Origin of the sequence: Nigerium massiliense (assembly GCF_000826085.1) — a bacterium.
Taxonomy (GTDB): domain Bacteria; phylum Actinomycetota; class Actinomycetes; order Propionibacteriales; family Propionibacteriaceae; genus Propioniciclava; species Propioniciclava massiliense.
Genome location: NZ_CCYM01000002.1, coordinates 751,054 through 774,694 on the forward strand (window position 1 = coordinate 751,054; position 23,641 = coordinate 774,694).

Sequence of the window (23,641 nt, forward strand, 5' to 3'; positions counted from 1 at the left end):
GGGCGGCCGCGATGGCCGCCCTCTCGTTGACGTTGCGCCCGTGATTCACGGGTGCGCAGGCCGGCCGCGACGCCGAAGACGCCACGGCGGCCGGACGCGTCAGGCCTTCTTGATGGCGCTGACCTCGAGCTCAAGGGTGACCTTGTCGCTGACCAGGAAGCCGCCGGTCTCCAGCGCGGCGTTCCAGGTGAGGCCGAACTCGCTGCGCAGGATCTGCGTGCGACCTTCGAAGCCGACGCGCGTGTTGCCGAACGGATCCTGGGCGACGCCACCGAACTGGAAGGGGATGGTCAGGGTGTTCGTGGTGTCCTTGATCGTGAGGTCACCGGTCACCTCGACGGTCTCGTCGTCCACGACCTTGAAGTCGGTGCCGACGAAGCGGATCTCCGGGTAGTTCTCGACTTCGAAGAAGTCGCCGCTGCGCAGGTGGGCATCGCGGTCCGCGTTGCGGGTGTCCATGCTGGCCGCCTTCACGACGACCTCCAGGCTGGACGAGCTGGGGTTCTCTCCGTCGACCGTGGCCGAACCCGAGAACTCGTTGAAGCTGCCACGCACCTTGGTGACCATGGCGTGCCGGGTCACGAAGCCCAGCGTGGTGTGGGTGGGATCAAGCTCGAAGGTGCCCTTCAGCTGCGAAAGCTCGCTCATGTTCGTCTCCTCAAGATTGTTTATCTTTCAACGATTTGAAGATTAGCACCTGTTGGTTGAATGGTCAACAAGGACGTTGTGACCTCTCGTTCCGGAGTATCTCGACGTGGGGAAGTTTTCTCCCGGGGCTCCCCGGTGGCGCGAGGGAGGGGTACTCTGCTCGGGAACGACGAAAGTCCTTAGAGGAGAGCTCAATGACGACCCCGGCCAAGTTGACGCACGAGGCGGACGACCTCGAACTGCCCCTCGTGGAGGCGACGCAGGGTAACAACGGCTTCGACATCAGCAAGTTGCTCGCCAAGACTGGCGACACCACCTATGACGTTGGCTTCGCCAATACGGCGGCGTGCAAGTCGGCGATCACGTTCATCGACGGCGACAAGGGCATCCTCCGCTACCGCGGCTACCCGATCGAGCAGTTGGCCGAACACTCCAGCTTCCTCGAGACCGCCTGGCTCGTCCTGTATGGCGAGCTGCCCACGCAGCAGCAGTTGGACGAGTTCCAGGAGCGCATCCTGCGCCACTCCCTGCTCGACGAGCGCATGCGCGACCTGTTCCGCTGCTTCCCGCGCAGGTCCCACCCGATGCCCGTCCTGTCCGCCGGCATCCAGGCGCTGTCCACCTTCGAGCGCAACAACATCGGCTTCACCGAGGAGCTGATCGAGGACGCCACCATCAAGCTGCTGGCCAAGGTGCCCACGCTGGCCGCCTACGGCTACAAGAACTCGCTCGGCGCCCCGACGCTCTACCCGGACGACTCCCTGTCCTACATCGAGAACTTCCTGCGGATGTCGTTCGGCACCCCGACGCACCCCTACGAGTTCGACGAGAAGATCACCCAGGCGCTCGACGTTCTGCTCGTCCTGCACGCCGACCACGAGCAGAACTGCTCCACCTCGACCGTCCGTCTCGTCGGCTCGTCGCAGGCGAACCTGTACGTGTCCGTCGCGTCGGGCGTCAATGCCCTGTCCGGCCCGCTGCACGGCGGCGCCAACCAGGCCGTCCTGGAGATGCTGGCCGACATCAAGGAGCAGGGTCTCTCGGTCAAGGAGTACGTCGCCAAGGTCAAGGACCGCAAGGACACCACGAAGCTCATGGGCTTCGGCCACCGCATCTACAAGAACTACGACCCCCGCGCCGCCATCATCAAGAAGCACGCGGACGCCATCCTGCGCGACGTGGCGGGCGGCGATGAGCTGCTGGAGATCGCCGTCAGCCTCGAGCAGGCCGCGCTGGACGATCCGTACTTCCAGGAGCGCAAGCTCTACCCCAACGTCGACTTCTACACCGGCCTCATCTACCAGGCGATGGGCTTCCCGGTCGAGATGTTCACCGTGCTGTTCGCCCTGGGTCGCCTTCCCGGCTGGATCGCCCAGTGGCGCGAGATGGTCTCCGACCCGACCACCAAGATTGGCCGCCCGCGGCAGATCTACGTCGGTGAGGCCGAGCGCGAGTTCATCCCCATGGACAAGCGCTCCTAGGTCGCCAAGGCTATTCGGCGTCCGTCGGCTTCGGCCGGCGGGCGCCGTTTCGCGTCCCGACCAGGGCGGACGTCGCTCCCCCGTCCGGTGCCAGCCTCAGCCCGGACGCCCACCGTCGCGCTCCGCGGGCCCACTCGGGCACCCGAGCCGTTCGCCGAAGGTCGAGCCGCCACTGGACCCCGGCGATGTGCTCGGCGAAGCCCTGCTGCTCGAGCCAACCGGCCGGTGGATGGCCGCAGTCGGGGCGTCCGGGGCGACCATACGCCACGAGGCAGCGCACCCGCTGAGACACCAAGTGCGCGCACAGCCGCTGCAGCAACTGCGTGCCGACGTGCTCCCCGAGATCCGCGGGTGCCACCCACAGCTGGGTGAGCACCACGCTGCGGGGCGGGCACAGATCGCGTCCGCGGTCGGGGGGCGACACGGCGATCATCCCGATCGTCCGGCCGCCGCGCGAGACCTTGAACCCCGCGGACGCGTCGCCGGGCGTGCTGCCGCACCAGGGGCAGCTGAGCTCGCGGAAGTCCGCCGGTTCGAGGCTCGTCAGCGACCGCATCGGCTCTCCTTTGGCCTGGTTCGTGCGCGGTGCGACTATAGAACAGTGAACGCACGGATGAAGCAGCTGGCGATCGTGGGACTCGGCACCGTGCTCGCCCTCATCATGATCTTCCTCGGTCTGTGGCAGATGCAGGTCTTCGTCGACAAGGGCAACCGCACCGTCCAGGATCGAGCGGAGCAGCCTCCCGTCGCGCTGCTCGACTACGTTCACGCCGACGGCACCGTCGGGGACATCTACGGCAAACGCGCCAGCGTCACGGGGCGTTACCTTCCCGACCGTCAGCTTCGCATCGTCGCCGACGACGGGGACGTCCGGCTCCTCACCGCATTCCAGCTCGCGGACGGCCGCATCCTGCCCATCGTCCGCGGGCAGACAACCGACCCGGCGTCCGCTCCCCCCGCGCCGGCCGGCGAACGCACCGTGACCGGGTTGTTCCTGCCGGGCGAGGGCGACTCGTCGACGCCGGTCGGGCCCGGCGAGCTCGCGTCCGTGCGCACCCCGCTCATCGCCCAGCAGTGGCCCGAGCGCATCCTGCCCGGCTTCCTCACCCTGGACGCCGACGCGGCCCGCGCGCAGGGACTCGCCCACGGCGAGGTGTCGCTGCCGCAGGGCGACGGGTCCTTCCAGAACGGCGGCTATGCCCTGCAGTGGTGGGTGTTCGCGGCGTTCGCGCTCGGCATGAGCATCAAGTTCGCCCACGACATCGGCGCGCGCGAGCGGCGACGCCTGGAAGACGAGGCGACCACGCAGCTCGACGACTTCGCCCAGCCGTCGGCCTAGACTGGCTGCCTGGGACGCCGTCCCCGCGGGTGCGCGGCACCGCGTCCCGCGCTCACGTCAGCCAGCACCCGCCGCCGCATCAGCCGGCCGCCCGTGACGCTTCGAAAGGACCGACCGATGCCCCTCGACCGCGACGAGATCCCCACGATCCGCAAGTCCCTCACGTTCTACCGCGTGATGGCCTGGGTCGTCGGCATCCAACTCGTGGTGTTGATCTGCGTCGGCGTGCCCCTGAAGTACTTCGGCGGCAACGACGCCGTCGTCGTGACCCTCGGACCGCTGCACGGCTGGCTGTACATGGTGCTGCTGATCAGCGCTTACCTCCTCGGCCGCCGCGTCGACTGGCCGTGGATGCGGCTCATCCTGATCGCGCTGGCCGGCACGGTGCCGTTCCTGTCTTTCGTCGCCGAGCATTACGCGACGAAGGACGTCCGCCGCCGCATCGCGCTCGCCGAGGCGGGTGCTCCGCAGCCTGCGGTCGATCAGCCCACCATGGGCGACTGAGGCAGCGGACCGAGGCTGGCCATGCCCGTGCATCCCGCGCTCCGGCCGTGGGTGCAGGACGTCATCGGCTACGACATCGTCTGCGCGCCCGACCTGGTTCATCATGGGCTGCCCTCGACCAACATCACGGTCATCCTCGCGTTCGACGAGCCCCTCGACTGTGGCTGGGCCGGGGCTGAGCCTCTGCGCGTCTGGACGCTCGTCGGCGGCCTCCACACCGAACCGGTGGTCATCCCCACCCACGGGCTTCAACGCGGCCTCCAGCTAAGCCTGTCCCCCGCCGGCGTCCGCCGTTTGCTGAGGGTGTCGCCCGCGGAGTTGAGCGGGCAGCTCGTTCCTGGGGACGCCCTCGGCCGCGTCCTCCCGGACGCCTTGCAGCGACAGCTCCAAGAGTCGTCCTGGCCGGAGCGCGCGCGCCTCCTCGAGCGTCACCTGCTGCGCCTGGCGGACGCGGCAGCCGGAGCCACCGGCGGACCATCGGCCCCGCCACTCCCCCGCCGCGGGCGTCCATCGGGACGCGCCGAGCTCGACCACGCGTGGGAGCGGATCACAGCGGAACACGGCAACGTCGGCATCGCGCAGCTGGCGGACGAGCTGGGCTGGTCGCGCCGCTACTTCGGCGAGCGCTTCCATACGGAGTTCGGCGTCAGCCCCAAGGTCGCGGCTCGTCTCGCCCGGTTCGAGCGAGCGACGGGACTGTCGCGCAGCGGCGTCCGGTTGGCCGACGTGGCTGCGCGAGCCGGCTACGCGGATCAGGCCCACATGACCCGGGAGTGGCGGCAGTTCGCCGGGGTCACGCCGACCGAAACCTTGCAGGAACTCCCAAACGTTCAAGAGCCGCGGTCCCCGTAGCGGGCAGGCTGGAGCCATGACAAAACCTCAGCTGTTCTCCTGCCTGCGCTACGCCGATGCGAACGCCGGCTTGGCTTTCCTCCTCCAGCTCGGGTTCACCGAGCGACTTGTCGTCCGTGATGAGGACGATCCCACCGTCATCCACCACGCCCAAGTGCAATGGCGCGACAACGGTGGCCTGATGTTCGGCAGCGATCGGGAGGGCGGCATCGGTCCGAAGCCGGGAACCGCCTGCGTCAATCTGGTGGTCGCCAGCGACGACGAGGTGAACGTCACCCTGGCACGCGCGCTCGAGGCGGGCGGCCGCCAGCTCGACGAGATCTCGGAGCCCGACCACGGCGGCCGGAGCGTCGCTGTCGCCGACCCCGAGGGAAACATCTTCAACATCGATTCCTACGAAGGCGAGTAGCAGGCTTCACTCGCGTCCGCCGCGCTGAGCCTCCGGCAACTGCCACCCGAATCCACCCACCCCGGACGGGGCGGCCCAGGCCGTCCCGTCCTCACCGTGCCGGCACAGCTGCAATGGGCTGCGAGCGCTGAGCGCCCAGCCTCGGTCGTCGGCGAGTTGGCAGACCCCGAGGCGATGTCGAGAAGTCAGCGCAGTGTTGCCGGGAGCTTCATCTGCGCGGTCTCACTCCTGCGCGCACGGCCTGGAGGGCCACGGCCATCGCCGCGACGGCTGCGGCTGTCAGAGCAAGCCCCCAGGGCTGACCGCGTGCGCCACGAGCACCGAGCCCAGGGCGCGCCGATCGCATCCCCTAGGCCAAACCCGGATGGCGATCGTCCGCTGCTCGGCGAGGCCCGACCGAACGAGTCTGGACGCCTATTCTCTCTTTGTCGTTGACCCTATTTATCGACTTATATATCTATCTCTGGATCGACTCCAGTGCGCATCACTGTGAGGATCCGTTCGAGGTCGTCCCCTGAGGCGAATTCGATGGTGATCTTGCCCTTCTTGCGACCCATCGTCACGTTCACGCGGGTGTCCAGGGCGTCCGAGAATCCCCGCGAGAGCGCCTGCGCGCGGGGCGAGGGCTCACGGGCAGTGCGGCTGCGACTAGGCCTTTCGGGCTTGGTCCCCATGGAGACGATCTCCTCCACCGCACGGACGCTCAGGTTCTCCGCCACGATCCGCTGCGCGAGACGCTCCTGTTCCACCGGGTCGGTGAGCATGAGCAGGGCCCGTGCATGCCCGGCGGACAGGACACCTGCGGCGACCCGGCGCTGCACCGGGGCTGGCAGGCGCAGAAGCCGAATGGTGTTTGAGATCTGGGGTCGGGAGCGCTTGATGCGAACGGACAACTCCTCCTGGGTGCAGCCGAAGTCCTCCAGCATCTGCTGATACGCGGCCGCCTCCTCCAGCGGGTTCAGCTGGGCGCGATGCAGATTCTCTAACAGGGCGTCCCGGAGCAGGTCGTGGGTCTCGGTCTTGCGGACGATCGCCGGGATGGTCGCGAGCCCTGCCGCCTTGGTGGCGCGCAGTCGCCGCTCCCCCATGACCAGTTCGAATTTGCTGCCGTCCTCCGCCGTTGGCAGCGGTCGGACAACGACCGGCTGCAGGAGGCCGACCTCCTTGATGGAGCCGATCAACTCGTCGAGCTCGTCCTCATCGAAGACCTGGCGCGGTTGCCGCGGGTTGGGCCGGATCTCCCCCACGGGGATCTCACCGAAGTACGACCCCTCGGGTGCTGGAACGGGGTCGTGGACCTTCTCCGGCCCCGCTTGTGGCTCGGTCGTTGGATCCGGCTCCGAGGTCGGCCGGATCAGATCGCCTAGCCCTCGTCCAAGGCCCGTGCGTGCGCGTGCTGTAGCCATTCTCTTCCCCTACTTCTTTGTCGGGCCCCGGCGGGCGATCTCTTCGGCAGCTTGTCGATACGCCTGTGCCCCGGCGGACGCGAGGTGGTAGCTCAGGACGGTTTGCCCATAGCTGGGCGCCTCCGCGATGCGAACCGACCGCGGGACAACTGTTTCGAGCGTCTCCTCGGCGAAGTGGGTACGCACTTCGTTGGCGACCTGGGTGGACAGGTTGGTGCGACCGTCGAACATCGTGAGGATCACGGTGCTCAGACGAAGATCGTCGTTGAGGCGCCCGGTGACCAGCTCGATCGTCTTCATCAGTTGCGTGACGCCCTCGAGTGCGTAGTACTCGCATTGGATGGGGATCATGATCTCCTTGGCGGCGACGAGCGCGTTCAGCGTGAGGAGGCCCAACGATGGCGGGCAATCCACGATGACGTAGTCGACGTAGAACTCCTTGAAGAACTTCCGGAGGGCGATCTGGAGCTTCGTTTCACGTGAAACAGTAGCGACGAGCCCGATCTCGGCGCCTGCGAGATCGATGGTCGCGGGAACGACGTAAAGACCCGGGATGTCCGGGCAGCGTTGGATCACGTCGATGAGGGGCGCGCCCTCGACGAGTACGTCGTAGGTTCCCGGCGTCCCTTCGGAGTGGTCCACCCCGAGAGCCGTGGACGCGTTGCCCTGCGGATCCATGTCGACGACGAGGACCTTCAAGCCGCCCATGGCGAGTCCGGCGGCGATATTCACGGCAGTGGTCGTCTTGCCAACACCGCCCTTCTGGTTCGCCACGACGAACGTGCGCGGAGAGGCTGGCCGGGGGAGCGCCGCGGTTTCACGTGAAACGTCTTCCGACAAGTCATCGGGCAGATCCGCCCGCTCAGAGAACTCATCTTCGTCGAACACGGCCCGACGCGGGGCGGAGGGGGAGTCTGTCACAGCAACCAACTTCAAAGCAGGGGAGTGGAACGGCGCTAGCCTATCCCGCACTTCCTCCATCGCTTGCGATCCCCGCCGATGGAGCACGGATCGCACAGTTGATTTGGGTCATCAATGCACATCGCCACGCTCAGGAGCACCAACGCACCACATCAGACCCGCCGCTGGCCCGCATGGGGCTCTCGGTATGCCGTTGTTGACTCCGGGAAACGGGGGGACGCGTTGTCGGAAGCCTGTGACCGTGCCGGTCTCTGCCTCTCCGGAGTCCGTGCCTACTTAGACTTATATAGCTAAGTCGATTTATGACTTTAAAGATCTCTTCCGCGCATTAGCAGGCGGCCGACTCGCGACTGACCCGACATCGATCGCGAGGCGGCCGGAAAACCTACCGGCATCCGCCGCAGTTGCCTGTCGTACGTTGGCTCAAGAGGGGGAGGGAAGCGTGGCCCCGACGCACTCCCCGAAGATCAGTGCCGAGCCGCAGCCTTAGGAGAGCATCACGCCGCTCCCGGCACCTCGTGGGGGGACACCGTCACTGGCTCGGCTAACACCGCAGACGCGGCTCACTCGGCTAGTCCCCCTGCCACTGCTGGCGGCGCCGATCCGGCTGGGCCCCCGCTGGCCCTACTCGCTCTGCTGGGACTGCTGGCACCGCTAGCACCGCTAGCACCGGGAGCGTCCTCCACCCTGGCTGCTCAATCGCGACGAGGCGCGCCCCCTCCTCCCTGACCTGGGTCGGGAACCCCTCATCGTCGCTCATCGGCGCCTGCCCACAGCACCCGCGTTCCACGTGAAACGTTTCGGGGGACCCGGATGACGGGCCGCCTGGTCAATGACACCGACACCTGCTCACTCCGTCGCGCCCGCGTGTCAATCACGGTCGGTCAGCCCGGCTTCTCTTGCCGAGTGGTGCCCGCACACCAAGCGTCAGGTTTCCACTCTCCGTCCACGATAACCCCTTGTCACCAGGGGACGGGCGAAGGGAGCTACAGCCAACACAAAACGGGCTCCGGTGTGAGGCGGGAGGCCCGGTGAGGGGAGAGGCCCAGCGTGAGGGGGAGATCCGGTGCCAGGCGCCCGACAGCTTCGCCAGGGACCAGCTGCCCGCTCAACCCCTGGGCGATACCCCTCAACAGGCGGTGGGCGCCGGCGGGCGCTCACTTGTCCCGGCGCCCTGAAGCGTGACCATGCCCGGGCGAGGCCGCCCCCTTCCTCACATCACACTGGCGACGCCGCTCTGGCCGGGACCGGCGACGCCGTGACTGCCCCAGACCGACGGCGCGGGGAACCCGCTACGGAACAAACCTGAGCGAAAATAACTTTATCTACTTACCGATTCCACACCTTGGTCTGCGTCGCGTCGCAGGCGTCCTGGCGTTTGGTCGGCGTGCTAGCGGCGACGCTGCTGGTCGACGCCGGTCACCCAGTCGAGGATCGAGTCGGCGGCGTCCGAGGCGGAGCCCGTGTTCTCCAGCACCAGAGAGGGGTAGCGCGCGAGAAGATCGGCGAAACGTCCAGGGCTGTGTTCGGTGGTCATCTGATGCTCCTCCTCGAGGGACCGGACGTTCGAGTCCGACCACTCCACGTCGCGCTTGGACGCCTTGTGCAGCAGCCGCTCGTCCGTGCGGTTTCGCTCGAGCCGGAGGGGGAGCGGGGCGCGCAGTTCGACGAATGCGACGTCCCCGGCGAAGATCTCAGCGTACGACTCGGCCAAGGCGCGGTCCTCGTCGGCGTCCAGTGCCCAGACAATCGTGAACACCAGTTCGACGTTGTTCGCCGCGGCCTCTTCGAGAACGCGGCGCCGAAACTCTTCATTGAGAGTGTTGAAGGCCGGGGTCCCGAAGCCGAAGGTCTCGAGGAGCGGCTCGATCGTCATGTGGTTGTGGAACAGGCGGAACCTTCCGCGCGCAGCGATCGCGCGTCCGACGGTCATCTTCCCGACCGCCGGGGGACCGAACACGTTCAACAACATGTCCTCATCCTCGCACCGAGAACCCGTGCCAGGTTCCGGTCACGATCGTCCAGCGAACCTCAGCCGCGCGGACCTTCGACCACGAGCACGCGCGTGGCTTCGACGTCCGGGTGCACCCGCGCCAGGTGGACGCGCGCGGACAGGCGGCGCTTCTTGAGTTCGTTGGCGGCCTTGATCAGCTCACCGTCGACGCTCTCGCCCTTCAGGGCGACGAGGCGTCCGCCGGGGGAGAAGAGGTGGGTGGTCCAGGCGAGCAGCTTGGTGACGGGGGCGACGGCGCGGCAGGTCGCCACGTCGTAGAGCTGCCGGTGCTCCTCGGCGCGCTCACGCACCACGCGGACCCGGTCGCCGATGCCGAGCTCATCCACCGCAAGGGTCAGGAAGTGCGCGCGGCGCTCCAACGGCTCCAGCAGTGTCACGCGCAGGTCGGGACGCATCAGCGCCAGCGGGATGCCCGGTAACCCGGCGCCGCTGCCGACGTCAACTACCAGGGCGTCGTCGTGGATCGAGGGGGAGACCGCGACGCTGTTGAGCAGGTGACGCTCCCACAGCTTGTCGCCCTCGCGGGGACCGATCAGGCCCCACTCGATGCCACGGCTCGCCAAGATCGACGCGTACTGCTCGGCCTGTTCGAGGGCGTCGGAAAAGACGACGGCGGCCGCGGCAGGTGCCGGGCCGCCGTCCAAGGGATTCGTCATCGGGACGCGGGCATCACGACGACCCGGCGGTTGGGCTCCTCGCCCTCGGATTCGCTGCTCAGTCCGGCGGCCGCGATCGCGTCGTGGACGATCTTGCGCTCGAACGGGTTCATCGGAGAGAGCCGGACGGCCTCGCCGCTGTCCTTGACCTCGTCGATCGCGTCGGCGGCCAGATCCTGCAATTCGACGCGCCGCTTCTCACGGTGGCCGGCGATGTCGAGCATGAGGCGGCTGCGGTGCCCGATCTCGGTCATCACGGCGAGGCGCGCCAGTTCCTGCAGCGCCTCGAGCGTCTTACCGTTCTTGCCGACCAAGACGTCTGACTCGGTGATGATCGAGACGTGTGCACGGCCGCCCTCGATGTAGGTATCGATGTCGCCGTCCAAGTCGGCGATGTCGAGAAGCTCCTCGAGGTAGTCCGCGGCGATCTCGCCCTCGTTGGTCAGGGCCTCCTCGCGCCGGCTCGGCCGCCGTGCTTCGTCGCCGTCGCCCGAGCGTTCGTCGTCGTCCTCCTCGTCCGCATCGTCATCATCGGATTCGTCGATGTCGTCGGCGTCCGACCCCTCGCTGGCGGACGCGGGCTCGGCCGGCACGGCATCGTCGCCGGTCTCGCGCGCGGCGTCCAACGTCCCCACCTCGGGGGAATCCGCCGCGAAATCCTCGTCGACGCCGTCGACCGGCGCCTGTTGCTCCGTCATTCCTACTCCTTCCGCTTTGCCTGCTTACGGGTGGCCCGCGTCCCCTTCGACGGCTGCTGGCGCTGGACGCGCGCGTGCGTCGACGAGGCGGGGCCGGCGGTGCTCCGCTCGGACGGTCGGGCCGTCGTGGCCTTCCCCCTTCCCGCCGCGGAGGCACCCTTCGACTTGGTGGTGGTCGTGCCGGGCGTGGACTGGCGCGCGACCCTGGTGGGGTCGTTGGACGTCGTTGCCTTCGGCTTGTTGGCGTACCCCATGCGCTTGCGCAGGATCGCCTCGGGATCCTTGCCCTTGGCGAGCATCCGCTCCTCCCAGTCGATGTACGCGGGGGTGTTCGGCGCAGGGGAGTTGTGCACGAGCAGGTACTGCTGGCCCAGCGTCCACAGGTTCGAGGCGAGCCAGTAGATCATGACGCCGATCGGGATGCTCACACCGGTGATCAGGTAGATGACCGGGAACATGTACAGCATCATCTTCTGCTGCTGCGCCATGGGGCCCTCAAGGGACTCGGGCGGCATGTTCTTACGCATCATGTGCAGCTGCGTGAAGAACAGCGTCGCCGTCATGGCGATGATCAGGAACGCGGCGACGAACTGCGTCGGACCGATGGTCGTGATGGGGAGGAAGGTGCCGGAGATCTCGGCGCCGAAGATCTTCGCGTGCCGCAGCGAATCGACGAGCGCCGGCTCGCGGACGAAGAATTCGCCCTGCGCGTGGCCGCGGGAGACGGAGTTGAGCACGTTGAAGAGGCCGATGAAGATCGGCATCTGCAACAGCAGCGGGAGACAGGACGCCGCGGGGTTGACGTTCTCTTCCTTGTAGAGCTTCATCGTCTCCTGGCCGAGACGCTCACGGTCGGTGCCGTACTTGTCCTGCAGCGCCTTGATCTTCGGGCCGAGGAGCTGCATCTTGCGCGACGTGTTGATCTGGCGCACGAACAGCGGGATCATCAGCGACCGCACGACGACGGTGAGGCTGATGATGGCGAGCGCCCACGTCCAACCGGAATCGGGGTTCATGAACCGGCTGAACAGCCAGTGGAAGCCGACGATGATGCCGGAGATCGCCCAGTAGATGGGCTGCATCATCGTGTTCAGGCCGCCGAGGAACGAATCCCAGATGTTCAGGGGGATGAGGAGGGGAAGCAGTGTGTTCACGAGATTCCTCGCAGTGAGAAGGTTTCCGGCACAGGGTCATAGCCGCCGGCCGACCAGGGGTGACAGCGGCGCAGACGGTTGATCGTCAACACCAGACCCCGCCAGGCCCCGTGGCGCTCGAACGACTCGAGGGCGTACGCGGAGCAGGTGGGGTAGTACTTGCAGACGTTTCCGTACAGGGGGCTGATCAGCCGCCGGTACAGCTTCATGAATCCGATGAACAGGTACTTCATGCCGCCTCAAGACGGTGGAGCGACTGATCCCAGGCCGACCAGAAGTCAGCGCGCAACGTGGTCGCGGGCTGGGCGGAGGCTGCGGGCAGGGCGCGAACCACGACGTCCAACGGGGTCGTCGTGGTCGCGAGGGCCTCGGCCGTGAGATGACGCAGTTGACGCTTGACCCGGTTGCGGGTCACGGCGTTGCCGACCGCCTTGGACACAACAAAGCCCGCTCTGGCGGGCGGGCGAGGTGTGCGGAGGGCGTGCAGCACCAGGGTCTGCCGGCTCACCCGGACGCCGCGCCGAACCGTGGCGCGGAAGTCGTCCGAGCTGCGCAAACGCGCGTCGGCGGGCAACACTGGACGCCGGCTCGGTCAGCCGGCGAGGTGGGCGCGGCCCTTGCGACGACGGGCGGCCAGGATGGCGCGGCCGGCACGCGTCCGCATGCGCCGACGGAAGCCGTGGGTGCGGCTACGCCGCCGGTTGCTGGGCTGGAAGGTGCGCTTGCTCACGGGAGCTCCCCACAAAATTGGAAAAAACGTTCGGACGACTGCGTCCACGCGGACACAGGGATGTCACTGGACAGTGACCAGATAACGATACGTGTTCTGGGAGGCCGGAGCAAACCGGACAGCCACGCTCGCCCGCGTCGAGGCGACACGCCGCCCAGCGCGATAATCCCCTGACAGGCAGGTTTGCGACGTGCAGATCGGGTAGGTACCGTTGCCAACCTGCCGCGAAGTTCTCCACAGGGCACCCTGCGGGAAGACATGGACTTATGCTGGTGTCTCCACATGCTGTGGATAACTCTGTGGATAGCCGTCTGACAAGGGGAATCATATGCCGAATGAGGTTGATTCCACGCTTGCGGCCTCCTGGGACAAGGTGATGCGCTCCGCCGAACCGTCCGCTCGCGCGTGGCTGAGCGCCGTTCAGGTCGAAGCGCTGCTCGATTCCACGCTCGTCGCCGCCGTGGCGCACGAGTTCACCCGGGAGCGCATCGAGACCCGGCTGCGCAGCTGGATCGAGGAGCAGCTCTCCGACATCTACAAGAAGCCGATCCGTCTGGCCGTCACGATCAACCCGGACCTCGACCTCGACATCGACGAGGACGCCGTCGAGGGCAACCAGGCCGACGCGTCGGAGACGCTGCCGATGGCCGTCCCGTCCTACGGGCTCGGGTCGGTGCCGCGTCCGTCTTCGACGCAGAGCGGCGGCGACCGCCTCAACCCCAAGTACACGTTCGACAACTTCGTCATCGGCTCGTCGAACCGGTTCGCGCACGCCGCGGCGGTGGCCGTGGCCGAGTCGCCCGGCAAGGCGTACAACCCGCTGATGATCTACGGCGAGTCCGGCCTCGGCAAGACACACCTGCTGCACGCACTGGGCCACTACGTCCGCCAGTACTACGACGGCGTTCGGGTGAAGTACGTCTCCACCGAGGAGCTGACGAACGACTTCATCAACGCCATCTCCGACAACCGCACCGCCGAGTTCCGCCGCAACTACCGCGACATCGACGTCCTGCTGATCGATGACATCCAGTTCTTGGAGAGCAAGATCCAGACGCAGGAAGAGTTCTTCCACACGTTCAACACCTTGCACAACGCGCAGAAGCAGATCGTCCTGACGTGCGATCGGCCGCCCAAGGCCCTCGAGGCGCTCGAGCCGCGGCTGCGCAGCCGGTTCGAGTGGGGCCTCATCACGGACATCCAGCCGCCGGACCTCGAGACGCGCATCGCGATCCTGCGCAAGAAGGCCATCGCCGAGCACCTCACGGTCGCCCCGGAGGTCCTGGAGTTCATCGGCAGCAAGATCCAGACGAACATCCGCGAGCTCGAGGGCGCACTGATCCGGGTGACCGCGTTCGCGAGCCTGAACGGGCAGCCGGTCGACCTGGCGCTCACCGAGACGGTGCTGAAGGACCTCATCCCCGACGGGGGAGACGCGCCGATCAACCCGCAGGCGATCATGAGCCAGACCGCCAACTACTTCGGCGTCTCCCTGGAGGACCTGTGCGGTACCAGCCGCACCCACGTCCTTGTCACTGCTCGCCAGATCGCCATGTACCTGTGCCGCGAACTCACCGATCTCAGCCTGCCGAAGATCGGCCAACTCTTCGGCGGCCGCGACCACACGACCGTGATGCACGCCGACCGCAAGATCCGCCAGCTGCTCTCGGAGCGCCGCTCGGTCTACAACCAGGTCACCGAGCTCACCAACCGCATCAAGAACTCCCCGACCCGCTGACGCCTGCCGTCCGACGCCCCGCTCACCCTCCGGTGTGCGGGGCGTCGTGCTGCGCGACCCCGCCAGCGCGCCGTGCGCTTCCGGACGCGCCCCGTCCATCGTCCACAGCGACCGCCACGTGTGGGGAAAGCCGTGGGACGAGACCTGTGGATAACCGGGAATCCCTGTGGATGATCGGGACGCGACGCTGCGTCGTCCACAGCTGACACGGGTGTAGTTTGACGTTCTCCACAGAAGCATTCACCCGGCGACGCGCGACGTGACTGGGGTCGATGCACGTTATCCACCGTTTCCACAGCGGTGACTACTGTGAAGTACTTTCTAATCTCCCTCTCTCTTAAAAGCAGGCGGGACTCGACCTTGTGGGTATCTCCGGGACGGGCTCGTTATGATCAGCCACAGAACCGTCGGCCAGACAGGTGTCCGATCGGTGCCGCAACGAACAACTCAGGAGATCCGGCGTGAAGATTCGTCTCGAGCGTGACGTCCTGGCGGATGCAGTCCAGTGGGCCGCTCGCAGCCTCCCCACCCGCCCCAGCGTGCCGATCCTTGCCGGACTGCGCATCGAGGCGAAGGGCGACCAGTTGATCTTCTCGAGCTTCGACTACGAGACCGCCGCCAAGATCACGGTGCCCGCGACCGTCTCCGACGAGGGTGTCGGCCTCGTCTCGGGCAAGCTGCTCGCCGACATCGCGCGCTCGCTGCCCAACAAGCCGGTCGACATCACCTCGGACGAGCAGAAGATGGAGCTCGTCTGCGGCAGTGCCCGCTTCACCCTGCAGTTGCTGCCCGTCAACGAGTACCCCGAGCTGCCGGCGATGCCGGAATCGTCCGGCACGATCGTCAGCAACGAGTTCTCCCAGGCCGTTGCTCAGGTCGTCGTGGCGGCCGGACGCGACGAGCTGCTGCCGGTCTTCACCGGCGTCCGCATCGAGATCGAGGGCGACACGCTCTCGCTGCTCGCCACCGACCGCTACCGCATGGCGCTCAAAGAGCTCAGCTGGAGCCCGGCCGCCACGGCGGGGGAGGGCGCCGCGCTGGTGCCGGCGCGCGTGCTGAGCGAGACCGCACGCTCCATGACCTCCGGCGAGCAGATCACGCTGAGCCTGTCCTCCGGTGCGTCCGGCGACGGACTGATCGGCTTCGAGGGCGCCGGCTCCTCGGGCAGCCGTCAGATCACGACCCGCTTGCTCGACGGGGAGTTCCCGAAGGTGCGCCACCTGATGAACGTGCAGCCGACGGTCACCGTGCGCGCCAACACCCACGAGGTCATCGACGCGGTCCGCCGCGTCTCGTTGGTGGCCGAGCGCAACACCTCGCTGCGCATGAAGATCGACGAGGGCACCATCACGCTCGAGGCCGCCACGGGCGACCAGGCCCAGGCCGTCGAGGCCGTCCAGGCGGTCGTGGAAGACCACACCGGGGACGGTCTCGCCATGAGCGCGGCCGGCTTCAACCCGCACTACCTGTCCGACGCGCTCAACGCGCTCGACACCCCGTTCGTCAACTTCTCGTTCACCGCGCCCGGCAAGCCCTGCCTGCTGACGCCGCTGGAGGAGATCGACGGCGAACCGCGCACCGACTACCGGCACGTCATCATGCTGATGCGCCTGCCCTCCTGAGCTTGTTCGTCACGCACCTGAGCCTGGCCGACTTCCGCTCCTATCCCCACGTCGAGGCGGCGCTCGAGCCGGGCGTCACGGTCTTCACCGGACGTAACGGCCAGGGCAAGACGAACCTGGTCGAGGCGGTGGAGTACCTGGCCACCCTCGGCTCGCACCGGGTGGCGGCGGACGCCCCGTTGATTCGGTTCGGGAGCGAGCGCGCGATCGTGCGCGGCCGCGTCCAAGCCGCGGTCGACGACCCGCGCCAGCTCTTGCTCGAGATCGAGATCAATCAGGGCAAGGCCAACAAGGCGTCCCTGAACCGGGGGCCGTTGAAGCGGCCGCGTGACCTGCTCGGCGCCCTGCGGGTGGTGCTCTTCTCCCCGGAGGACCTGGCGCTTGTCAAGGGGGACCCGTCCGATCGGCGCCGCTTCATCGACGACCTGGTCACTCAGCGCTGGCCACGGATGGCCGGCGTCCGGGCCGACTACGACCGGGTGCTGCGGCAGCGCTCGATGCTGCTGAAGTCCTTGTCGGGACGACGCGGGCCGGTCGCGTCCGAGGCCGAATCGACGCTGGACGTGTGGGACGAGAGCCTGGCCGGCCTCGGCGCCGAGGTGATGGCGACCCGGCTCACCACGCTCGCCGACATGACCGATGGCGTCAGCGAGGCCTACGCGGCCATCGCGCCGTCCAACAACGACGCCCGGCTGAGCTACCGCTCGAGCATCCTCGGCGACGCGGTGGACGTGGTCGCCGCCGCCGAGCTCGGCCCCGCGGAGCTGCGCGAACGGCTCCGCGTCCGGATGGGGGAGCGTCGCCGCGCCGAGATCCAGCGAGGGGTGAGCCTCGTGGGGCCGCACCGCGATGACCTGGTGCTGACCCTCGGTCCGCTCCCGGCGAAGGGGTACGCCTCGCACGGCGAGAGTTGGTCGTTCGCGCTGGCGCTGCGCCTGGGCAGCGAGGGCGTCCTGCGCGCGGACGGCGTCGAGCCGGTCTTGATCTTGGACGACGTGTTCGCTGAGCTGGACGAGGTGCGCCGCGATCGGCTCGCGGCACGCATCGCCGGCGCGGAGCAGGTGCTGATCACGGCGGCGGTGGCCGGCGATGTCCCCGAGGAACTCCACGGCCGCCGGTTCATCGTGGAGGGGGGAGAGGTGAGGCTCGATGACGCGGACGCCTGACGAACCCGAGGAGTTTTCCACAGGATCTCCAGAGTCTGTGGACGCTGTGGAAAAGTCCGACTTCGACCCCACAGGACTCGACCTGGCGCGCAGCATCGCCGAGGCCGTCAGCCACACCGCACCGTTGCCCAAGCCGCGCGAGCAGCGGCGCAGGGCGGCGCCCCGGCGGGCGTCCACCCGGCGGAGCAAGCAGGACCCGATGGCGCTCGGCGAGGCGTTGGAAGGGTTCGTCGCCGAGCGGGGCTGGCAGACCGAGGTGAATGTCCACCTGCTGCTGGGGCGCTGGGCTTCGCTCGTCGGGGCGTCCAACGCAGAGCACTCCCGCCCGGAGAGCTTCACCGCGGGCGTCGTGACGATCCGCACGGACTCGAGCGCGTGGGCCTCCCAGCTGCGGCTCATGACGCCGCAGCTGCTGGCCAAGCTCAACGCCTCGCTCGGCGACGGCACGATCAACAAGATCGTCATCAAGGGCCCGGACGCGCCGAGCTGGAAGCACGGGCGCCGCAGCGTCAGCGACGGGCGGGGCCCGCGCGACACCTACGGCTGATCGGCTCGACCCGCAGCGGCCAGGCGGCGCTGAGAGGCGCTGAGAGCCCCGGGGGTCATGGTGGGACACAGGACGGGCCCTCCGAGAGCCGCGAAACCGCGTTTCCCGGCGTGGGAGCGCCATTTGGGCGCGTTGCCGCCGTGGGTTTTGAGACAGTTTCGGCTAGACTTGCGTAGTCTGAGGTGCCGCCGCCCGACGAACGGGCGGGCGGCACTCATTGCGCAAAGAGAGGTTCGCGTGAGCGAAGTCGAAGCAGCAGAGTTCGGGGACGAGCGAGGGCACGGCACCACGACCGTCGAGGCCGGGCAGTACGACGCAGGTTCGATCACGGTGCTGGAGGGCCTCGAAGCCGTTCGCAAACGTCCCGGCATGTACATCGGGTCCACCGGTGAGCGGGGCCTGCACCACCTGGTGCAGGAGGTCGTTGACAACTCCGTCGACGAGGCCATGGCCGGCTACTGCGACACCATCATCGTCAAGCTGCTCCCCGACGACGGCATCCAGGTCATCGACAACGGCCGCGGCATCCCGGTCGCCGAGCACCCGACCGAGAAGACGTCCGCGTTGACGGTCGCGCTGACCGTCCTGCACGCCGGCGGCAAGTTCGGCACCGGCGGCTACAAGGTCTCCGGTGGCCTGCACGGCGTCGGTGTCTCGGTGGTCAACGCGCTGTCCGACCACCTGACCGCGGACGTTTACCGCGACGGGTACCACTGGCGTCAGACGTTCACTCTCGGCACCCCGGACGCCCCGCTCGAGCGCCTCGAGGAGACCGACGCGACCGGCACCACGATCACGTTCTACGCCTCGCCGGACATCTTCGAGACCACCCACTACAGCTGGGACACCCTCGCCAACCGGCTGCGGGAGATGTGCTTCCTCAACAAGGGCCTCACGATCACCCTGATCGACGAGCGCCCGCAGCAGGCCGACGAGAGCGCCGACCAGGGCGACGACCTCGACCTGAAGGTGGGGGAGAACCTCGACGCCGAGGTGCAGCCCCGCGAGGTGACGTTCCTGTTCGCCGACGGCCTGGTCGACTACGTGAAGTTCCTCACCGGCACCAAAGAGGTCATCCATCCCTCGGTGATCGCGATCGACGCGATCAACGAGTCGCAGCACCTCGCGCTCGAGGTGGCGATGCAGTGGAACTCGTCGTTCAGCGAGTCCGTGCACACCTTCGCGAACACCATCAACACGCACGAGGGCGGCACCCACGAAGAGGGGTTCCGCTCCGCGCTGACCAACACGGTCAACCGGTGGGGCACCCAGTGGGGCATGATCAAGAAGCCCGAGGATCGGCCGTCCGGTGACGACATCCGCGAGGGACTCACCGCGATCATCTCGGTGAAGCTCGGCGAGCCGCAGTTCGAGGGCCAGACGAAGACCAAGCTGGGCAACACCGAGGCGAAGGGCTTCGTGCAGCGCGTCGTCAACGACCTGCTGGGCGACTGGTTCGAGAAGAATCCCGCCGAGGGCAAGGAGATCGTCCGCAAGGCGCAGGCCGCCGCGACCGCCCGGGTGGCCGCCCGCAAGGCGCGCGACCTGGCGCGCAACCGCAAGGGCCTGCTGGGCCGCAGCGGCCTGCCGGGCAAGCTCGCCGACTGCAGCTCGCGCAACCCCGAGGAGTGCGAGGTGTTCATCGTCGAGGGTGACTCCGCCGGCGGTTCCGCCAAGGGCGGACGCGACCCGCGCACCCAGGCGATCTTGCCGATCCGCGGCAAGATCCTGAACGTCGAGAAGGCCCGCCTCGACCGCATCCTGCAGAACCGCGAGGTCGACGCGATCTTCAACGCGCTGGGCTCCGGCGTCCAAGAGGACTTCGACGCCGATCGCCTGCGGTACCACAAGCTCATCTTGATGGCGGACGCCGACGTCGACGGCGCGCACATCCGCACGCTGCTGCTGACCCTGCTGTTCCGGTTCATGAAGCCGCTGATCGACGGCGGCTACGTCTACCTCGCCCAGCCGCCGCTGTTCCGGTTGCGCTGGACGAACGCGCCGCACGAGCTGGCCTACACCGACGAGCAGCGCGACGCCCTGCGCGACGCGGGCCTGGCCGCCGGCAAGAAGCTGCCGAACGTCAACCCGATCCAGCGCTACAAGGGCCTCGGCGAGATGGATGCCTCCGACCTGTGGGAGACCACGATGGATCCGGCCAAGCGCAGCCTGCTGCAGGTCAACCTCGAGGACGCCGCGGCCGCCGACCAGATGTTCTCCATCCTGATGGGCGAGGACGTGACCGAGCGGCGCTCGTTCATCCAGCGCAACGCCAAGGACGTCCGCTTCCTCGACATCTGACCCTCGACGAACCACCTGACCAGTCCTGGACAGCAGCGCGTCCGGGCAGACAAGGACAGACGAACTGATGAGTGACACGCCGAACGAGCCCCCCACGCCGGAGACCCCTGAGTCCCCTGATCTCCCCCAGGAGGTCCACGACCAGCTCGACGGCGAGAGCTTCGAAACGGACCCGACCGAGGGGGCCGCCGTCGCCGTCGTGGCCGACACGTCCGCGCTGGCGCCGCGCGAGGGCAGCGTGACCGAGGTCGACCTCAACGAGGAGATCCAGAAGAGCTACCTCGACTACGCCATGAGCGTGATCGTCGGCCGCGCGCTGCCCGACGTCCGCGACGGCCTCAAGCCCGTGCATCGCCGCGTCCTGTACGCGATGTACGACGGCGGCTATCGCCCCGACCGCGGCTGGAACAAGTGCTCCCGCGTCGTCGGCGAGGTGATGGGTCTCTATCACCCGCACGGCGACACCGCGATCTATGACACGTTGGTGCGCCTGGCGCAGCCGTGGGTGATGCGCGCGCCGCTGGTGCAGGGCCAGGGAAACTTCGGCTCTCCGGGCAACGACGGCGCCGCGGCCATGCGGTACACCGAGTGCAAGATGGCGCCGCTGGCCATGGAGATGGTCCGCGACATCAACGAGAACACCGTCGACTTCCAGCCGAACTACGACAACCGCGAGATGGAGCCGACCGTGCTGCCGGCGCGGTTCCCGAACCTCCTGGTCAACGGCTCCACCGGCATCGCCGTCGGCATGGCGACGAACATCCCCACCCACAACCTGCGCGAGATCAACGACGCCGTGCAGTGGGTGCTGGAGAGCACCGAGCGCACCCCCGAGGAGATCCTCGAGGGCTGCATCGAGCGCGTGAAGGGCCCCGACTTCCCCCAGGGCGCGCTCATCGTCGGCCGTCAGGGCATCGAGGACGCCTACCGCACCGGCCGCGGCTCGGTCACCATGCGCGCGGTCGTCAACATCGAGGAGGACGCCCGCGGGCGCCATTCGCTGGTGGTCACCGAGCTGCCCTACATGTGCAACCCGGACAACCTGGCGGCCAAGATCGCCGACCTCGTGAACAGCGGACGCATCGCGGGCATCTCCGACATCCGCGACGAGACGTCCGCCCGCGTCGGCCAGCGGCTCGTCATCGTTCTGCGTCACGACGCGCAGCCCCGCGTCGTCCTCAACCAGCTGTACAAGCACACGCAGCTGCAGGACAACTTCGGCTGCAACATGCTCGCGCTCGTCGACGACGTGCCGCGGACGCTGCGCCTGGACCAGTTCATCGTCTACTGGATCCGGCACCAGATCCAGGTCATCCGCCGCCGGACGCAGTACCGGCTGGACGAGGCCGAGAAGCAGGCGCACGTGTTCCGCGGCCTGGTCAAGGCGCTCGACATGCTCGATGAGGTCATCGCGCTGATCCGGCGCAGCCCCGACCAGGAGGCGGCCAACACCGGACTGCAGGAGCTGCTCGACATCGACACCGACCAGGCGCGGGCGATCCTCGACATGCAGCTGCGTCGACTCGCCGCCTTGGAGCGGCAGAAGATCATCGACCGCCTGGCCGAGCTCGAGCGGACGATCGAGGACCTGCACGACATTCTCGCCAAGCCCGAGCGGCAGCGGCAGATCGTGTCGACCGAGCTGCAGGAGATCACCGACAAGTACGGTGACGAGCGCCGCACCACGATCGTCGCGGCCGACGGGGACCTGTCCGACGAAGACCTCATCCCCGACGACGAGATGGTCGTCACCATCACCCGCGGCGGCTACGCCAAGCGCACCCGCGCCGACCTCTACAGGGTGCAGAAGCGCGGCGGCAAGGGGGTTCGCGGCGCCAGCCTGCGCGCCGACGACGAGGTCGAGTTCCTGTTCGCCACCACCTCGCACCGCTGGTTGCTGTTCTTCACGAACCTCGGGCGGGTCTACCGCGCGAAGGTGTGGCAGCTGCCCGAGGGCAACCGGGACGCCAAGGGCGGCCACGTCGCCGGCCTCCTGTCGTTCCTGCCCGACGAGCGGATCGCGCAGGTGCTGGCGATCTCCGACTACGACGAGGCCGAGTACCTGCTGCTCGCGACCAAGCGCGGCCTGGTGAAGAAGACCGAGCTACGCGCCTACGACTCGCCGCGTCAGGCGGGCCTCATCGCCATCAACTTCCGCGACGAGGGCGACGAACTCATCGGCGCCGACATCGTCGGTTCCGGCGACGACGTCCTGCTGATCTCGCGGAAGGGCCAGGCGATCCGGTTCCCGGCCGACGACGAGCAGCTGCGCCCCATGGGACGGGCGACGTCCGGCGTCACCGGCATGAAGTTCCGGGACGGCGACGAGCTGCTCAGCATGGCGATCATCCGCTCCGACACCCCCGAGGACGACCGCTTCGTCTTCACCGTTACCGAAGAGGGCTACGCCAAGCGCAGCCCCGTCTCGGAGTACCGGCGGCAGGGACGCGGCGGGCTCGGCATCAAGGCCATGAAGCTCAACGAGGACCGCGGCTCCCTCGTGGGCGGCCTCGTCGTGCAGGAGGGCGACGAGATCATCGCCATCAAGCACAGTGGTCAGATCATCCGGTCGTCCGTCGACGAAGTGCCCACCAAGGGCCGGGACACCATGGGCGTCCGTTTCGTCGGGCTTTCCGGGGACGATACCGTGGCGGTGATTGCGCTGTACCCCGAGGCGACTCAAGATGAGGAGCCGGGACCGGCCGAGGCGGCAGACGGGGACGGTGACGTGACGGATTCCGCCCCGGAAGAGGAGGACAGCGGTGAGTAACGTGGCACCTCGAGAGGTCACCCTGACCCACGACCACGGCATGACCTTCACCGGGGAGGGGGAGGAGCTGGTCAAGCACCAGCAAGGCTCCCGCCGGACGCGCCGCGCGCGGCTGCGTGTGTCCCGCGTCGACCCGTGGTCGGTGATGAAGACCTGCTTCATGTTCGCGATCGCCTTCGGCATCATCTCGTGGATCTGTGTCTACGTCGTGTGGTCGGTGGTCAACGCGTCCGGGATGATGGAGGCGCTGAACCAGGCGCTGACGAACATCCTTTCCAGCCCGAGCGATCAGACGCCGGTGCGCATCGAGGACTTCATCAACACGAACAAGGTCATGGGTGTCACCGCGCTCATCGCCGTGATCAACGTGGTGATCACCACCGCGCTCGGCACGATCTTCGCGTTCCTGTACAACCTGGCGGCGAACATCCTCGGCGGCCTGGAGCTGACGCTGGCCGAGGACTGACTGTCGGCACCGGAGGCGTCCTCGATTTGAGACCGCGCGGGCGGATCGAGTATCGTGAACCTTCGGTGCACAGCACTGATGCGGGCCTATAGCTCAGACGGTTAGAGCGCCGCCCTGATAAGGCGGAGGTCACTGGTTCAAGTCCAGTTAGGCCCACCAAAGCATTCACCCTATGACAGGGGGAATGCTTTTCTGCTGTCCGGAGAGCGGGAAGATAGC

General features: G+C 67.6%; 23 protein-coding genes and 1 tRNA gene. 13 read left to right on the forward strand and 11 right to left on the reverse strand.

The features are described 5' to 3' along the window. Positions 1-99: 99 nt before the first annotated feature. Positions 100-648: a YceI family protein gene (locus BN1187_RS04875; RefSeq protein WP_040159232.1), complete on the reverse strand. Its 549-nt coding sequence runs from the start codon at positions 646-648 to the stop codon at positions 100-102. 194 nt (positions 649-842) lie between these two features. On the opposite strand from BN1187_RS04875, the gene BN1187_RS04880 reads away from it, so the two are divergent. Next, positions 843-2,129 (forward strand): citrate synthase, encoded by a 1,287-nt coding sequence (locus tag BN1187_RS04880; protein WP_040159235.1) that lies wholly within the window; start codon positions 843-845, stop codon positions 2,127-2,129. A 10-nt stretch (positions 2,130-2,139) separates the two neighbouring features. On the opposite strand, the gene BN1187_RS14225 is transcribed toward BN1187_RS04880, so the two are convergent. Then, positions 2,140-2,685, reverse strand: a complete 546-nt coding sequence (locus BN1187_RS14225; RefSeq protein ID WP_040159238.1) for a GNAT family N-acetyltransferase — start codon at positions 2,683-2,685, stop codon at positions 2,140-2,142. A 45-nt stretch (positions 2,686-2,730) separates the two neighbouring features. Here BN1187_RS14225 and BN1187_RS14230 point away from each other — a divergent pair, with 45 nt between their 5' ends. The 4 genes from BN1187_RS14230 (at position 2,731) to BN1187_RS04905 (ending at position 5,233) form a co-directional block, all read left to right on the forward strand. Next, positions 2,731-3,468 (forward strand): SURF1 family protein, encoded by a 738-nt coding sequence (locus BN1187_RS14230; RefSeq protein ID WP_157754742.1) that lies wholly within the window; start codon positions 2,731-2,733, stop codon positions 3,466-3,468. A 117-nt stretch (positions 3,469-3,585) separates the two neighbouring features. Then, positions 3,586-3,972, forward strand: a complete 387-nt coding sequence (locus tag BN1187_RS04895) for a DUF3817 domain-containing protein (RefSeq protein ID WP_052462296.1) — start codon at positions 3,586-3,588, stop codon at positions 3,970-3,972. A 21-nt stretch (positions 3,973-3,993) separates the two neighbouring features. Next, positions 3,994-4,824, forward strand: a complete 831-nt coding sequence (locus BN1187_RS04900; protein ID WP_040159240.1) for an AraC family transcriptional regulator — start codon at positions 3,994-3,996, stop codon at positions 4,822-4,824. Positions 4,825-4,840: 16 nt separating this feature from the next. Further along, positions 4,841-5,233 carry a VOC family protein gene (locus tag BN1187_RS04905; RefSeq protein ID WP_040159242.1) on the forward strand — a complete coding sequence of 131 codons (393 nt, stop codon included), beginning with the start codon at positions 4,841-4,843 and terminating at the stop codon, positions 5,231-5,233. A gap of 449 nt (positions 5,234-5,682) precedes the next feature. Here the strand turns inward: BN1187_RS04905 and BN1187_RS04910 are convergent, their stop codons facing one another. From BN1187_RS04910 to rpmH, 9 genes are all read right to left on the reverse strand, one after another. Continuing rightward, positions 5,683-6,639, reverse strand: a complete 957-nt coding sequence (locus BN1187_RS04910; RefSeq protein ID WP_040159244.1) for a ParB/RepB/Spo0J family partition protein — start codon at positions 6,637-6,639, stop codon at positions 5,683-5,685. 9 nt (positions 6,640-6,648) lie between these two features. After that, positions 6,649-7,527 carry a ParA family protein gene (locus BN1187_RS04915; RefSeq protein WP_072041953.1) on the reverse strand — a complete coding sequence of 293 codons (879 nt, stop codon included), beginning with the start codon at positions 7,525-7,527 and terminating at the stop codon, positions 6,649-6,651. 1,423 nt (positions 7,528-8,950) lie between these two features. Continuing rightward, on the reverse strand, positions 8,951-9,532 hold the full coding sequence (locus BN1187_RS04925; protein ID WP_040159247.1) for an ATP-binding protein: 582 nt from the start codon (positions 9,530-9,532) through the stop codon (positions 8,951-8,953). Positions 9,533-9,591: 59 nt separating this feature from the next. After that, entirely contained in the window at positions 9,592-10,230 is a 639-nt protein-coding gene (rsmG, locus tag BN1187_RS04930) for a 16S rRNA (guanine(527)-N(7))-methyltransferase RsmG (protein WP_040159249.1), read from the reverse strand. Beyond that, complete coding sequence (locus BN1187_RS04935) at positions 10,227-10,856, reverse strand: Jag family protein (RefSeq protein WP_390620205.1); 630 nt, start codon at positions 10,854-10,856, stop codon at positions 10,227-10,229. Before BN1187_RS04935 ends, rsmG begins: the two co-directional genes overlap by 4 nt. 74 nt (positions 10,857-10,930) lie before the next feature. Further along, a complete protein-coding gene (yidC, locus tag BN1187_RS04940; protein ID WP_040160037.1) occupies positions 10,931-12,073 on the reverse strand; it encodes a membrane protein insertase YidC in 1,143 nt (380 codons plus the stop codon). 5 nt (positions 12,074-12,078) lie between these two features. After that, a complete protein-coding gene (gene yidD, locus BN1187_RS04945) occupies positions 12,079-12,315 on the reverse strand; it encodes a membrane protein insertion efficiency factor YidD (protein ID WP_040159254.1) in 237 nt (78 codons plus the stop codon). Then, positions 12,312-12,659 (reverse strand): ribonuclease P protein component, encoded by a 348-nt coding sequence (gene rnpA, locus BN1187_RS04950; RefSeq protein ID WP_040159256.1) that lies wholly within the window; start codon positions 12,657-12,659, stop codon positions 12,312-12,314. The genes yidD and rnpA overlap by 4 nt, the downstream gene beginning before the upstream one ends. Positions 12,660-12,674: 15 nt before the next feature. Further along, a complete protein-coding gene (gene rpmH, locus BN1187_RS04955) occupies positions 12,675-12,812 on the reverse strand; it encodes a 50S ribosomal protein L34 (protein ID WP_072041954.1) in 138 nt (45 codons plus the stop codon). A 328-nt stretch (positions 12,813-13,140) separates the two neighbouring features. Here rpmH and dnaA point away from each other — a divergent pair, with 328 nt between their 5' ends. From dnaA to BN1187_RS04995, 8 genes are all read left to right on the forward strand, one after another. Next, complete coding sequence (gene dnaA / locus BN1187_RS04960; RefSeq protein WP_072041955.1) at positions 13,141-14,550, forward strand: chromosomal replication initiator protein DnaA; 1,410 nt, start codon at positions 13,141-13,143, stop codon at positions 14,548-14,550. Between the two features lie 461 nt (positions 14,551-15,011). Further along, positions 15,012-16,172: a DNA polymerase III subunit beta gene (gene dnaN / locus BN1187_RS04965; protein ID WP_040159258.1), complete on the forward strand. Its 1,161-nt coding sequence runs from the start codon at positions 15,012-15,014 to the stop codon at positions 16,170-16,172. A gap of 2 nt (positions 16,173-16,174) precedes the next feature. Continuing rightward, positions 16,175-17,338, forward strand: coding sequence for a DNA replication/repair protein RecF (recF, locus tag BN1187_RS04970; RefSeq protein WP_040159260.1), 1,164 nt, complete (start codon positions 16,175-16,177; stop codon positions 17,336-17,338). Beyond that, positions 17,322-17,885, forward strand: coding sequence for a DciA family protein (locus tag BN1187_RS04975; RefSeq protein WP_082034502.1), 564 nt, complete (start codon positions 17,322-17,324; stop codon positions 17,883-17,885). Before recF ends, BN1187_RS04975 begins: the two co-directional genes overlap by 17 nt. Before the next feature lie 237 nt (positions 17,886-18,122). Further along, complete coding sequence (gene gyrB, locus BN1187_RS04980) at positions 18,123-20,186, forward strand: DNA topoisomerase (ATP-hydrolyzing) subunit B (protein WP_040159264.1); 2,064 nt, start codon at positions 18,123-18,125, stop codon at positions 20,184-20,186. 67 nt (positions 20,187-20,253) lie between these two features. Then, a complete protein-coding gene (gene gyrA, locus BN1187_RS04985) occupies positions 20,254-22,956 on the forward strand; it encodes a DNA gyrase subunit A (protein WP_082034503.1) in 2,703 nt (900 codons plus the stop codon). Then, positions 22,949-23,422, forward strand: coding sequence for a DUF3566 domain-containing protein (locus BN1187_RS04990; RefSeq protein WP_147675075.1), 474 nt, complete (start codon positions 22,949-22,951; stop codon positions 23,420-23,422). Before gyrA ends, BN1187_RS04990 begins: the two co-directional genes overlap by 8 nt. Positions 23,423-23,504: 82 nt before the next feature. Next, a tRNA-Ile gene (locus BN1187_RS04995) sits at positions 23,505-23,581 on the forward strand. The last annotated feature ends 60 nt before the right edge of the window (positions 23,582-23,641 follow it).

Excerpts from the sequence above, each read along its gene's own strand:
- BN1187_RS04975 (WP_082034502.1), top strand. The coding sequence starts at position 17,322 with ATGACGCGGACGCCTGACGAACCCGAGGAGTTTTCCACAGGATCTCCA.
- yidD (WP_040159254.1), bottom strand. The coding sequence starts at position 12,315 with ATGAAGTACCTGTTCATCGGATTCATGAAGCTGTACCGGCGGCTGATC.
- BN1187_RS04910 (WP_040159244.1), bottom strand. The coding sequence starts at position 6,639 with ATGGCTACAGCACGCGCACGCACGGGCCTTGGACGAGGGCTAGGCGAT.
- gyrA (WP_082034503.1), top strand. The coding sequence starts at position 20,254 with ATGAGTGACACGCCGAACGAGCCCCCCACGCCGGAGACCCCTGAGTCC.
- BN1187_RS04925 (WP_040159247.1), bottom strand. The coding sequence starts at position 9,532 with ATGTTGTTGAACGTGTTCGGTCCCCCGGCGGTCGGGAAGATGACCGTC.
- BN1187_RS04880 (WP_040159235.1), top strand. The coding sequence starts at position 843 with ATGACGACCCCGGCCAAGTTGACGCACGAGGCGGACGACCTCGAACTG.
- dnaA (WP_072041955.1), top strand. The coding sequence starts at position 13,141 with ATGCCGAATGAGGTTGATTCCACGCTTGCGGCCTCCTGGGACAAGGTG.
- BN1187_RS04875 (WP_040159232.1), bottom strand. The coding sequence starts at position 648 with ATGAGCGAGCTTTCGCAGCTGAAGGGCACCTTCGAGCTTGATCCCACC.
- BN1187_RS04905 (WP_040159242.1), top strand. The coding sequence starts at position 4,841 with ATGACAAAACCTCAGCTGTTCTCCTGCCTGCGCTACGCCGATGCGAAC.
- BN1187_RS14225 (WP_040159238.1), bottom strand. The coding sequence starts at position 2,685 with ATGCGGTCGCTGACGAGCCTCGAACCGGCGGACTTCCGCGAGCTCAGC.
- rsmG (WP_040159249.1), bottom strand. The coding sequence starts at position 10,230 with ATGACGAATCCCTTGGACGGCGGCCCGGCACCTGCCGCGGCCGCCGTC.
- BN1187_RS04900 (WP_040159240.1), top strand. The coding sequence starts at position 3,994 with ATGCCCGTGCATCCCGCGCTCCGGCCGTGGGTGCAGGACGTCATCGGC.
- BN1187_RS04895 (WP_052462296.1), top strand. The coding sequence starts at position 3,586 with ATGCCCCTCGACCGCGACGAGATCCCCACGATCCGCAAGTCCCTCACG.